Source organism: Evansella tamaricis, from assembly GCF_019042215.1.
Taxonomy (GTDB): domain Bacteria; phylum Bacillota; class Bacilli; order Bacillales; family Salisediminibacteriaceae; genus Evansella; species Evansella tamaricis.
On record NZ_JAHQCS010000056.1, the window covers coordinates 82050 to 93869 of the forward strand.

Here is an 11820-nt window from a genome sequence, read left to right on the forward strand (position 1 = left end):
AAAGGGATTGCGCTCAATACAATTACAAAAAAAGGCTTCTAATGCCATACAAATTAAAGATCATGCCATTAGGTATGTTGCAGCTAAAAACCCCTCTATTTCAGCTGTGAAAAGCTTTGGGGAGAAGTTTCTTCCTAAGGGAATTATAGAAAAAGGAAAGATCGTGGACGAAAAGGCATTTGACGATATTTTGGAAGAGTGCGTGAAGGAATGGAAATTAAAAAACAAAGAAGTGAAATTTTTTACACCTGATTCATCTGTTTTCTTTCGGAAATTAACTATTCCATTGGACATTCCAGATGATGAAGTGAGGGGATATTTAAATTTTGAAATTGGGACAAGTATTCATCTCCCATTTGAGGATGCTTATTTCGACTTTCATTTTCTGCCTCAAACGTCAGAGGAAAATCGGGAAATTTTATTTTTCGCCACTCCTGAAGCGCTTATGAAACAATATCGAAAAAAACTGGAAGAATTCAAACTAAAGCCAATCGTTGCAGATGTTTCCTCTCTTTGTATTTATAACCTCTTTTCAATATTGGGTATGGCAGATGAAAAGGAACATTATTTAGTAGTGGAGTGGGATTTAACTTCCATCAATTTAAGTATATTCCATCAGCACATCCCTGTTTTTATGAGAAACATTACTCAAAACTTTGAGGAAGACGATTGGGAAATGGGCAGATGGGGAGAAGTAGTGGACCTCCATTGTAAAGACAAAGAGAAAATTGAAATGCAGATTAAAGATAATTTATCAGAAATGGAACGTGTGATGAATTTTTATAAATATTCCCTACATCAAGGGGAGAAAGAAATTACAACGATCTTGGTGGTTGGAGACCATCCCATGTTGGCTTCCATTAAGAAGAGCATTTCAGAATATGATGTTCCAATGATTTCCCTCAATGAACGGGAGTTGGGGTTCCATTATGAAAAGCTTGGTATCCATTCAAACTATATGCTGCCACTTAGCCTTTGTTTAAAAGAGGTGTAGGAAATGAAAATTTCAATTAATTTACTTCCAAAAAAACCGAAGAAAAATTATATGACCGTTTTGATTTTTGGTGTTGGTTATGCCGCATCTATGATTCTCTTAATTGCAGGCATCATTATCTATCAGTCCATTCAACGGGAGTATGATTTCCTGGAAAGCCAGATAGATACAACCATTCAACTGCAGGCAATTGCCTCAGAAAATCAGACTGCAGCTCCGAATATAACACAATTGGACACCTATGTGGACCAATTGGATGGGCAACGAGTTTCTTCTATTCACCTATTAGATCAGTTTATATCACAATTGCCACAAAGGTCATCGTTTGTCCGTTATGAATATAACGAAGGCGGGACGGTAGAGATCACTGCCAGTTTTGAAGAAAATAGAGGTGTATCCAGTTACTTATACCATTTGAATAAATTGCCTTTTGTAGTGGATGCAATGATCAATAGTGTTAATACAGAAAGTCAAGGAAACGATGAAGAGCAACAAGGTCATCAGTTTATCGCAACTTTCTCGATCACAATGGACATGGATATGGTAAAAGATATTCAAGGGGAAGTGACAGCAAAAGCCATTGATGGGAAGGGGGAAAAGATAGGATGAACATGGATAAAAAACGGCTACAGCAAATCAGTTTTGGATTTGTCATTCTAATTCTTCTCTTCCTTGTGGGCGCCTACTTTATCTTTTTCTCCCCTTTACAACAAAGTGTTAATGTGGCGAAATCCACCTTACAGACCGAAGAGCAACTTCTTCAAATTCTACAACAGAACGATCAGCAATCAGACGAATTGGAGGAGGATGGGGAGTTCAAGGAGTTTATCCAAAAAGTCCCGGCTAAACCTTATATTGAACACTGGCTTGTACAGTTAGAACAAATAGAATCCTCCTCAAGGAGTACGATTGAAAGTTATTCCTTTTCAAAAGGAGAATTAGTGCTAAGTAATCAAGAATCGGAAGATGAAACTACTATGGATGATCAAGAAGGGGAAGAAGGTTTAAACACAATGACTAATATAGTACATGAGGTCAATGCTTCCCTAGTTGTGACGGCTAATTCCTATGAAAGGCTGTATGACTTTTTAAATGCTGTGGAAAAGTTAAATCGGATTACAAAAGTTTCTGCTTTCTCCATTACAGAACCGACAGAAGAGGAAGAGTCCAATAACTTCACCATGAACGTAAATATCAGTACTTTTTATCTTCCTCATTTACTTCAGGATTATCCAGATTATGATTATGATACCCTCTTTTTAGAACCGGGGAGGAAGACAAATCCTTTTTAAAACTCGCCATACCGTTGAAAAAATCCTGTTGTGTAGATAACAGGATTTTTGTTTTGTTTAAGAAGGTTTTTAACGGCTTCATAAGGAACTAATTAAAAAGGGTAATCTTGTACTTCAAGGACAATCTATTAAAATTCTAGTAAAAAAGAAAAGAAGATGTTCTATCATTCCTTGTTCGTTAATAGAATAATATCAACGAGTCCTAGAAAGGAAGGAGTCAGGTCGCCTTGGATAAAAAGAAAAGTGTGTCGATCCGTCTCAATGGGAAGAAGAAGGAATATTCTTTTACTGAAAAAAATCAGAATCAAACAAAAAGTAGTGCTTCAGAAGAAATTGCCGCTACACAAGAACACATTTGGGATAGTATGGTATTCTCTAAAAACGAGAAGGGAAATGTAAATGAGGAGCAAAAGAACATCGTTGATTTTAATAGTAAACGCCAAGAAAAGGAAGATAGATCTTCTCCGTTCTGGGACGATGGAAAACGGGATGGAAGTCCCAAACTTCCTCCTTATAACAGAAAAAAGAAAGGTCCACGCACTTTTTCCCTTGGGATATTTACAAACGCTATTTTCCTCTCCGTGATAGCTGCAATTATTGTGGGTGGAGCTTTCGGTACGGTTCTCTTAAATATGTTTACAAATGGGGAAACCGCTAACACTGTTATTCAATCAGAAAATGGACAACCAGTAACTTCGGAACCAGAGCAGCAAAGTCAAGGTGGGCTTTTTGGGGATGACGATGAAGAGGAAGAAAAGACTGCGAAGATACCCACATTAACTTTTTATGTCATGCAGGCGGGCGCTTTCTCTACTGTGGAAAAAGGGAACCAAGAAGCAGCACAATTTCACGATAGAGGGCTACCTGGTGTAGTCCATGAAAACCCTGATTTACAATATTTATTTATTAGTACAAGCTCTGACAGGGATGAGATGGATGACATAGGGGAAAAATTAGAAGAGGATTTTGGAATTGTGGATACGTATGTGAAACAATTTATAGTGGAAGGAAATGGATCCAATTTACCAGAAGAATGGGGAGCATTTATGGATAGTGGAATAAATTGGATGGAAAAGGCAGTATCGATCTCCATAAAGAGTATTACTGGTCAGTCCTTAAATGAGCAAAATGTTCAAGAAGTGGTGGATGCGGGACAAGCTTGGATTCGAGCTTTTGAACAGATTCAACCGTTGGATAATAACTTATATAACCTTAGCCGTGAATGGGTGACAGAAGGGGAAAAGGCACTGGAAGGTATCTCCCCTCAGATGACATCTAACGACGGGTGGGAAATTCATCAGCACGGACTCCAGTCCATTATTTATTATGATCAACTGGTTAGGACGATTAAAAAGCAAGAGGAGCAGTAAATTATATTAAATCGTAGGGGGTGTCCAATTTTATTGGACACCTTATTTAGAAGGTAAGGAAGCATACGTTTTCAATTTAAAAAGAGAAGAAAGTTTTGGCGCCTGTGGGCATTGTAGCTCCACCTCCTACTTCTTCGAATTCGCTGTCCAACGAGCATTTACGTATATAAATAAAGCGTTTTCAATTATTCTCGTGTTACAATAAGATTTTGAGAACAATCATGTTTCACATAAATAAGCCTATACTAGAAATGTGGAGAAATTGAAAGGAAGGGATAAGATGTCTGATATGTTAAAGGGTGTACGTACTGAGCGAGACTTAATGGGTGACAAAGAGATTCCTGGTGATGCTTATTACGGAATACAAACAGTCCGTGCAAAGGAGAATTTCCCCATCACCGGATATCCGCCCCATAAAGAACTGATTCGAGCTTTTGGGTATGTGAAAAAAGCCGCAGCGAAAGCCAACGCTAAAGTAGGGGTATTAAATCGTAACATTGCAGAAGCGATCATGAAGGCAGCGGATGAGGTCATTGAGGGGAAACTGAATGATCACTTTATTGTGGATTCGATTCAAGGTGGAGCAGGTACATCCTTTAATATGAATGCGAATGAAGTGATTGCTAATCGTGCGATAGAGATTCTTGGGGGGAAAAAAGGAGAGTACATAAAAGTCAGTCCAAATACACATGTGAATATGGCGCAGTCCACAAACGATACCTTTCCTACGGCTATTCACATTGCATGTCTAAATTTGTCTATTGGTTTAATAAAAAACTTAAACGAATTAGTGGAAACATTGAAAAAGAAAGAAAGGGATTTTGACGATGTTATAAAAATGGGGAGAACCCATCTCCAGGACGCTGTTCCCATACGATTAGGACAGGAATTTGGATCCTATCGTCGAATGCTTGCAAGGGACCTTTCCAGAATAAAACGGTCTGTAGACATGCTTTACGAGATAAATATGGGAGCAACAGCAGTTGGAACAGGATTAAATGCCATGCCGGAGTATATTGACAGAGTAACTGAATATTTAGCAGATATGACGGGAATGCCTTTCCATAGTGCAGAGGATTTAGTAGATGCAACACAAAATACAGATGCCTATACTCAGCTTTCCAGCGCCATGAAGATCCTAGCCATTAACCTGTCGAAGATCGCAAATGATCTCCGTTTAATGAGTTCCGGTCCGAGAACGGGACTTAACGAAATTAACTTGCCATCGAGGCAAGCAGGATCATCAATCATGCCTGGGAAAGTAAATCCGGTTATGGCAGAGGTAATTAATCAAATTTCCTTCCAAGTTATTGGTAATGATCATACTATTTGTTTAGCTTCTGAGGCAGGACAATTAGAGTTGAATGTAATGGAACCTGTCCTTGTATTTAATTTACTGCAATCATTTACCATTTTACAAAACGGAATAGATGTTTTCAGAAGGCATTGTGTAGATGGTATTACAGCTAATATTGATCGATGTAAAGAACTGGTGGAACATAGTGTTGGAATTATTACTGCCATTAACCCCCATGTGGGATATGAAGTGGCTGCGCGAATTGCAAAGGAGGCAATCACGACAAATCGGCCTGTCCGTGAGATTTGTCTGGAGAGGGGGCTTCTTAGTGAAGAAGAATTGGACCGAATTCTCTCCCCGAATGAAATGACGAACCCGGGAATTGCAGCTGCAGAACTAATCTTTGGGGAAGACACGGACAAGTAATGTCTATTTCGTGAATTGTGGAAAAATACTAGTAAAATTACAAGAAAAAAGATTGTCCCATTTGCTGGAATTTTGTATACTAATATCGACCTCCGGCAAGTGGGATTCATTTGAAGGGGGTACCGCATGAAACCTTTGATTTTAGCCTCACAATCTCCGCGAAGAAAACAATTGTTAGAACAAGTCCAACTTCCTTTTTCCATTCAAGTGAGTAATGTTGATGAAAATGTATTAGAAAAACTTCCTGAAGATTTAGTCGTTTCTTTAGCTTATCAAAAAGCAGCCGAAGTCTATCGTCAGTTTCCAACCCAAGTGGTATTAGGGGCAGACACTATTGTTACAGCAGGTGGTGAGATACTAGGTAAACCAAAAGATGCACAGGAAGCGAAGAATACGCTTCGGAAACTATCTGGAACTCTCCATCAAGTTCTCACCGGAGTAGCAATACTTTCGGAAGAAAAAGAAGTGACATTTGTGGAAAAGGCAGATGTCCAGTTTTTTTCCTTAACAGAAGAAGAGATTGAAGATTATGTGAAAAGTGGAGAACCTTTTGATAAAGCTGGAGCATACGGAATTCAAGGTATTGGTGCTACTTTAGTAGAGTCGATCCGCGGAGATTATTTCACGATCGTCGGTTTGCCAATTGCAAAGGTTGTTCGTGCATTAAGAGAATTTCCAATACAAAGAGACCCTTTTTAAAAAGGGAAATAGGCGGGTCATCATGTTCTGTCCCCCATTTCCTTTTCATGGGGGTCAAGAAAAGGAGATGTTGTCATTGATGAACATGATGATTCGAGATGTGCCCAAAAGTGAGCGTCCGCGAGAAAGGATGATTCGTGATGGGGCACAATCACTTTCAAACCAAGATCTTATTGCCCTCCTCTTAGGCTCCGGTACAAAAACAGAATCAGTTATAAACCTTGCAGCCCATGTCTTAAAACACTTTGATGGATTACGCCTTTTGAAGGAAGCGTCAGTAAAGGAACTCCAGGATATCAAAGGGATAGGGGAGGCAAAAGCAGTAACGTTAAAAGCAGCCTTAGAGCTTGGAAAACGGGTTCAACAATCCACCTTTGAAGACCGTTATACGATTCGTTCCCCGGAAGATGTCGCCAACTATATGATGGAAGAGATGCGACATTTGACGCAGGAACATTTCGTTTGCCTTTATTTGAATACGAAGAACCACGTGATCCACAAACAAACGATTTTTATAGGAAGTTTAAATGCCTCGATTGTACACCCAAGGGAGATATTTAAAGAAGCTTTCCGCTATTCTGCCGCCTCCATTGTCTGTCTCCATAACCACCCAAGTGGAGAAGTGGCACCAAGTCATGAAGATATGGAAGTAACAAAACGATTAGTTCAATGTGGTAAAATGCTTGGGATTGATCTTCTTGATCACGTTATTATCGGTGATCAACGATTTTGCTCTCTAAAAGAAAAAGGATATCTATAACTATCTCAATGGACTGCACCTTCATTGCCCCATCCCTTCAATAATTGGGAAAAACCAACTTTTTTTCAGTGATGTACATACGACCTTCATTATGGTAGGATGAAGTGAGGATTTTTTCTTAACTCTTGGAAGAGTAAATTTGATTTGATATAAGATGGAAAAAAAGGGGAGAAATTGGTTTAGAATGTAAACCATTTTTTTCTGTCAGTTCGTATGAAAAAGCTACTCATTCCGAAAAATATTGAGTATAATTAACGATATGAGTTCTGTTAATAACGAAGGGAGATTACATAGATGTTTGGTGGTTTTTCTAAAGATTTAGGAATTGATTTAGGTACAGCAAATACGTTAGTATACGTGAAAGGTAAAGGGGTAATTTTACGGGAGCCATCCGTTGTGGCCATCCGTTCCGATAGTGGGGCTATAGAAGCAGTAGGTAATGATGCTAAAAATATGATCGGCCGGACACCAGGAAATATTGTCGCCATTCGACCAATGAAGGACGGGGTTATTGCCGATTTTGATACAACAGCAACGATGATGAAACACTTTATTCGTCAAGCATTAAAAAACCGTTCCATTTTTACGAGAAAACCAAACGTAATGGTTTGTGTTCCTTCAGGGATTACTGCAGTAGAAAAAAGAGCAGTGGAAGATGCAACAAAACAAGCTGGAGCAAAAGAAGCTTATACGATTGAAGAACCATTTGCAGCAGCAATTGGGGCAGATCTTCCAGTTTGGGAACCTACAGGAAGTATGATTGTTGATATCGGTGGTGGTACTACGGAAGTCGCAATCATTTCTTTAGGGGGCATTGTAACCAGTCAATCTGTTCGCGTTGCGGGGGATGAAATGGACGATGCTATCGCTCAATATGTAAAGAAAAATTATAATTTAATGATTGGTGAACGTACAGCAGAAACAATCAAATTTGAGATAGGTTCTGCTGGGGAACCGGATATTGTGGATGAAATGGAAATCAGAGGTCGGGACCTTGTTACAGGTCTGCCAAAAACCATTACTATATCAGCAGATGAAATTGCAAAGGCATTATCGGATACCGTTGCAATGATTGTTCAATCGGTGAAAGATACATTAGAGCAGTCTCCTCCTGAACTGGCAGCAGATATTATGGATCGCGGAATTGTATTAACCGGTGGCGGAGCCCTCCTTCGTAATCTAGACCGTGTACTTTCGGATGAAACGAATATGCCAGTACTTGTATCAGAGAACCCGTTAGATTGTGTTGCAGTTGGAACTGGTAAAGCACTTGAAAACTTACATTTGTTCCGATCGAAGGCGGGAATCACTATGCGCTCAAACAGAAAAGGATAGTAGGTGTCGTCAATGCCATCGTTTTTTTCCAATAAGCGACTGATTGTCTTACTCGTTTGTATCATTATTTTAGTGGCACTCATTGGATATTCCATGAGTGAAAGACGTTCTCTAACTTGGCCAGAGCAGTTTATCACTGACAGTGTTGGCTGGGTTCAGTCCGCATTTTCCCGACCCGCTCATTTTGTAGCGGGTTTCTTTGAGAACTTGGATGATATGCGGAACTTATATGAAGAAAATAAAATATTAAAATCACATTTGGATGAGTATGCTTCCCTTCAAGTGGAATTAAATGACTTACGGAGGCAAAATGAGGAATTGAAAGATTCCCTCGGAGTACGGGATAATCTTTATGATTATACCGTCAGATCGGCCCTCGTTATTCACCGATCTCCAGATCGATGGAATGAATTTATCGGAATTAACAAAGGGGCACAGGATGGAATTGAAGAGAACATGGCAGTTATGACTTCTAAAGGACTGATTGGGAAGATTCATCAAGTCTCTCAATTTACCTCTACCATCCAATTACTTAGTGATCAAGCCAGAAATAATCGGATTTCTGCTTTTGTAGATTCAGATAATAAGATCAATGGATTTATCGAAGGGATCGACAGTGAAACTGGCTATCTACACTTTACGATGATTGATATTCGTGCAGAGCTTGAAGAAGGACAACTCGTCGTTACTTCCGGTTTAGGAGGTGTTTTCCCCGATGGTTTACTTATAGGGGAGATTATTTCCTTTGAAACAGATGAATTTGGATTATCACAAACAGCCTATGTAAAACCTACGGCTGACTTTTATAATATTGACTATGTTCTCGTTATAGAAAGCAGGGCCCCTACATTATCTCCTGAGATTGATCCAGATGTTGAGGGTGAAGAATCATGATCCGTTATTCCTTGTTTATTGCTTTATTTGTGTTGTTTATTGCGGAGGGAACGGTGTATCAGATCTTTGCACCAGATTTTCGTGGATTTGACTACTTACTCTTACCAAGGTGGGTTTTCGTAGTAATCATTTTCGCAGGGATTTATCGAGGGAGGGCGATGGCGACTCTTTATGGCATTGTTTTCGGGGTAATGTATGATGTCATCTTTTCATCGGTACTAGGTGTTTATACCTTTGCAATGGGTTTAATTGCTTATTTACTTTCTATTACACATCCGTTTCTTCAAAGAAACCTTTTGGTTGGAATTTTTACGTGTTTTACTGCCGTTGTGGTTTTAGAATATTTCGTTTATGGGATTATGCTGTTATTAGGTTTTACTACAATTCCACATGAGGAATTTTTCTACATTCGTTTCTTACCAACAGTTGCAATGAATGTTGGCTTTATTGCTGTTATCGCTTATCCGTTACGAAAGTGGTTTTATTATTTGAGACAAAAGCAAGAAGAACAATCGAAATTTAATTCTTAACAACTACTATTGTTCACAATTGAGGTGAGATTTCTTTGGTTAAAAATGTGAAAAAGCAAAATGTCCTCATTAAAGGAACCAAAAGCGGGCTCACCTTTATTTTAAATGACTTGTGCTCCTTTGAGGCATTACTTGAAGAGTTACAGGACAAGTTATCCGAAAGACCAAGATCCTCAATGGCTAATGAATCAGGTTTTGTCCGAGTGAAGCTTGTTACCGGAAAAAGATATTTAGAACGGGCACAAGTTGAACAGTTGGAAAAAACTCTGACAGATCATATCCATGCAGTAATCGATACAATTGAGTCCGATGTCCTGACTAAAAAAGAAGCAGAAGAACTTAGGAAAAATCAAGAAGTTAACCGTCTATTGAAGGTTGTCCGCTCTGGTCAGGTGGTGGAAGTGGTTGGAGATCTTCTCTTATTAGGAGATGTCAATCCAGGAGGCACAGTAAAAGCAACTGGAAATATTTATGTTATGGGTAAACTTCAGGGAATCGCCCATGCTGGTACCCAAGGGAACATTCAGTCAGTAATCTGTGCATCCCATATGTCCCCATCACAACTCCGGATCGCTGATGTTTTCCGTAGGTCCCCTGAAACAGAGGAGGAACAATCTCCACAAGAGATGGAATGTGCTTTCGTAAACGACGGAGGAGAGATAGTTCTAGATCGAATCCAACATTTGATCCATGTAAGACCTGATCTATCCACTATTTTTGAAATCTAATATTCTAGTAATAAATAGTAATGATATAAAATAGAAACATGATAGAATATATAGTAACAGAGATTTTAGAAGGTTAGAATGTTACTAAATAGGAGATTCTGGTACATATTTGAGTTCTGTTTGAAAGGGGAGAGTGACTTGGGAGAAGCAATCGTTGTGACATCAGGGAAGGGCGGAGTTGGTAAAACTACAACTACTGCTAACGTAGGAACAGCCTTAGCATTAGCTGGTAAAAAAGTGTGTTTAGTAGATACTGATATTGGTCTTAGAAATCTAGATGTAGTAATGGGCCTTGAAAACCGCATTATCTATGATTTAGTAGATGTAGTGGAGGGCCGATGTCGACTTCCACAAGCTTTAGTGACTGATAAACGGTTCGAATGCTTAACTCTCTTACCAGCTGCGCAGACAAAGGATAAGACATCTGTTCAACCACGACAAATTAAAGCGGTGGTAAATGAACTGAAACAAGATTATGATTATGTTTTAATTGATTGTCCTGCTGGGATAGAACATGGTTTTAAAAATGCCGTATCCGGTGCAGATAAAGCGATTGTTGTTACAACTCCAGAGGTTTCTTCTGTTCGTGATGCCGATCGAATCATTGGACTGTTGGAAAAAGAGGATATTGAACCACCTAGCCTTGTTATTAATCGTATTCGTCCTCATATGTCTAAGAATGGGGATGCGCTAGATATTGAAGAAGTAGTTACGATTTTGGCTATTGAACTTCTTGGGATTGTAGCCGATACGGATGATGTCATTAAAGCATCGAATCGTGGAGAGCCAATCGCAATGGACCCTAAAAATAAAGCAGCAATTGCATATAGGAATATCGCCCGCCGTATTTGTGGGGAGACAGTACCACTCTTATCTTTAGAAGACGACAGTAAACTTTTTAATAAAATGAAAAAATTCCTTGGTATTAGAGGGTAGATTATTTTAACAATCATTTGCACTTTTCAATATTTGAGGCTGGGACATAACTAAAGTGTTTAATCCAAAATCCGAACAATACACAATCATAGCGAAGGAAATTTCCGGAGCTAATGATTGAATCAACTGTCATTTCGTTCGGATTATTCAGTGATAAATACACTTTTGTCCCAGCCTTTTTTTGCTCGGAAAAAATATAAGTTTTGGCACCTTCGGATATGCTTCGAGTTGCCTCGACGGACAGGACGTCCTAATATCGGGCATGCCACAGGACGTGGCGTTTTGCCCGATGGACGGACAGGACGTTCTAATATCGGGCATGCCACAGGACGTGGCGTTTTGCCCGATGGACGGACAGGACGTCCTAATATCGGGCATGCCACAGGACGTGGCGTTTTGCCCGATGGACGGATAATCATCAGAGCGATGCTTGTAGAGGAAGAGGCACTGCCCTACGCTCGTGTTCATAGGCGCTTGCGCTTTTCTTTGTCTAGCTCCAGCGCCTACTCGCATGGGAACTGAAAAAGTGGTGCTTTTCCACTTTTACAGTCCCTAAGCA

Annotated in this window: 13 protein-coding genes; all 13 read left to right on the forward strand. The window is 39.5% G+C overall.

Annotated features, from left to right (window positions below; translation table 11 throughout):
- Positions 1-7: 7 nt before the first annotated feature.
- The 13 genes from pilM to KS419_RS04670 all read left to right on the forward strand — a co-directional run bounded on the left by pilM (position 8) and on the right by KS419_RS04670 (position 11783).
- Entirely contained in the window at positions 8-994 is a 987-nt protein-coding gene (gene pilM, locus KS419_RS04610; RefSeq protein ID WP_217064904.1) for a type IV pilus biogenesis protein PilM, read from the forward strand.
- A gap of 3 nt (positions 995-997) precedes the next feature.
- A complete protein-coding gene (locus KS419_RS04615; protein ID WP_217064905.1) occupies positions 998-1603 on the forward strand; it encodes a PilN domain-containing protein in 606 nt (201 codons plus the stop codon).
- Positions 1600-2286: a type 4a pilus biogenesis protein PilO gene (gene pilO / locus KS419_RS04620; protein ID WP_217064906.1), complete on the forward strand. Its 687-nt coding sequence runs from the start codon at positions 1600-1602 to the stop codon at positions 2284-2286. Before KS419_RS04615 ends, pilO begins: the two co-directional genes overlap by 4 nt.
- Before the next feature lie 227 nt (positions 2287-2513).
- Positions 2514-3656 (forward strand): hypothetical protein, encoded by a 1143-nt coding sequence (locus tag KS419_RS04625; RefSeq protein ID WP_217064907.1) that lies wholly within the window; start codon positions 2514-2516, stop codon positions 3654-3656.
- Positions 3657-3936: 280 nt separating this feature from the next.
- The gene (gene aspA, locus KS419_RS04630; RefSeq protein WP_217064908.1) at positions 3937-5379 is read left to right on the forward strand and encodes an aspartate ammonia-lyase; all 1443 of its coding nucleotides are present in this window, start codon (positions 3937-3939) and stop codon (positions 5377-5379) included.
- Positions 5380-5505: 126 nt separating this feature from the next.
- Entirely contained in the window at positions 5506-6078 is a 573-nt protein-coding gene (locus tag KS419_RS04635) for a Maf family protein (RefSeq protein ID WP_217064909.1), read from the forward strand.
- Positions 6079-6163: 85 nt separating this feature from the next.
- Positions 6164-6838, forward strand: coding sequence for a RadC family protein (gene radC, locus KS419_RS04640; protein WP_281419769.1), 675 nt, complete (start codon positions 6164-6166; stop codon positions 6836-6838).
- Between the two features lie 294 nt (positions 6839-7132).
- Positions 7133-8173: a rod shape-determining protein gene (locus KS419_RS04645; RefSeq protein WP_217064910.1), complete on the forward strand. Its 1041-nt coding sequence runs from the start codon at positions 7133-7135 to the stop codon at positions 8171-8173.
- A 12-nt stretch (positions 8174-8185) separates the two neighbouring features.
- A complete protein-coding gene (gene mreC, locus KS419_RS04650) occupies positions 8186-9067 on the forward strand; it encodes a rod shape-determining protein MreC (protein ID WP_217064911.1) in 882 nt (293 codons plus the stop codon).
- Entirely contained in the window at positions 9064-9597 is a 534-nt protein-coding gene (gene mreD / locus KS419_RS04655) for a rod shape-determining protein MreD (protein ID WP_217064912.1), read from the forward strand. Before mreC ends, mreD begins: the two co-directional genes overlap by 4 nt.
- Positions 9598-9632: 35 nt before the next feature.
- Complete coding sequence (minC, locus tag KS419_RS04660; protein ID WP_246593655.1) at positions 9633-10325, forward strand: septum site-determining protein MinC; 693 nt, start codon at positions 9633-9635, stop codon at positions 10323-10325.
- 138 nt (positions 10326-10463) lie between these two features.
- On the forward strand, positions 10464-11261 hold the full coding sequence (gene minD / locus KS419_RS04665; RefSeq protein ID WP_217064913.1) for a septum site-determining protein MinD: 798 nt from the start codon (positions 10464-10466) through the stop codon (positions 11259-11261).
- Positions 11262-11489: 228 nt separating this feature from the next.
- Positions 11490-11783, forward strand: coding sequence for a hypothetical protein (locus KS419_RS04670; protein ID WP_217064914.1), 294 nt, complete (start codon positions 11490-11492; stop codon positions 11781-11783).
- The last annotated feature ends 37 nt before the right edge of the window (positions 11784-11820 follow it).

Coding starts and splice junctions, on each gene's coding strand:
- KS419_RS04635 (WP_217064909.1), top strand. CDS start 5,506: ATGAAACCTTTGATTTTAGCCTCACAATCTCCGCGAAGAAAACAATTG.
- KS419_RS04645 (WP_217064910.1), top strand. CDS start 7,133: ATGTTTGGTGGTTTTTCTAAAGATTTAGGAATTGATTTAGGTACAGCA.
- mreC (WP_217064911.1), top strand. CDS start 8,186: ATGCCATCGTTTTTTTCCAATAAGCGACTGATTGTCTTACTCGTTTGT.
- aspA (WP_217064908.1), top strand. CDS start 3,937: ATGTCTGATATGTTAAAGGGTGTACGTACTGAGCGAGACTTAATGGGT.
- mreD (WP_217064912.1), top strand. CDS start 9,064: ATGATCCGTTATTCCTTGTTTATTGCTTTATTTGTGTTGTTTATTGCG.
- KS419_RS04615 (WP_217064905.1), top strand. CDS start 998: ATGAAAATTTCAATTAATTTACTTCCAAAAAAACCGAAGAAAAATTAT.
- radC (WP_281419769.1), top strand. CDS start 6,164: ATGATGATTCGAGATGTGCCCAAAAGTGAGCGTCCGCGAGAAAGGATG.
- pilO (WP_217064906.1), top strand. CDS start 1,600: ATGAACATGGATAAAAAACGGCTACAGCAAATCAGTTTTGGATTTGTC.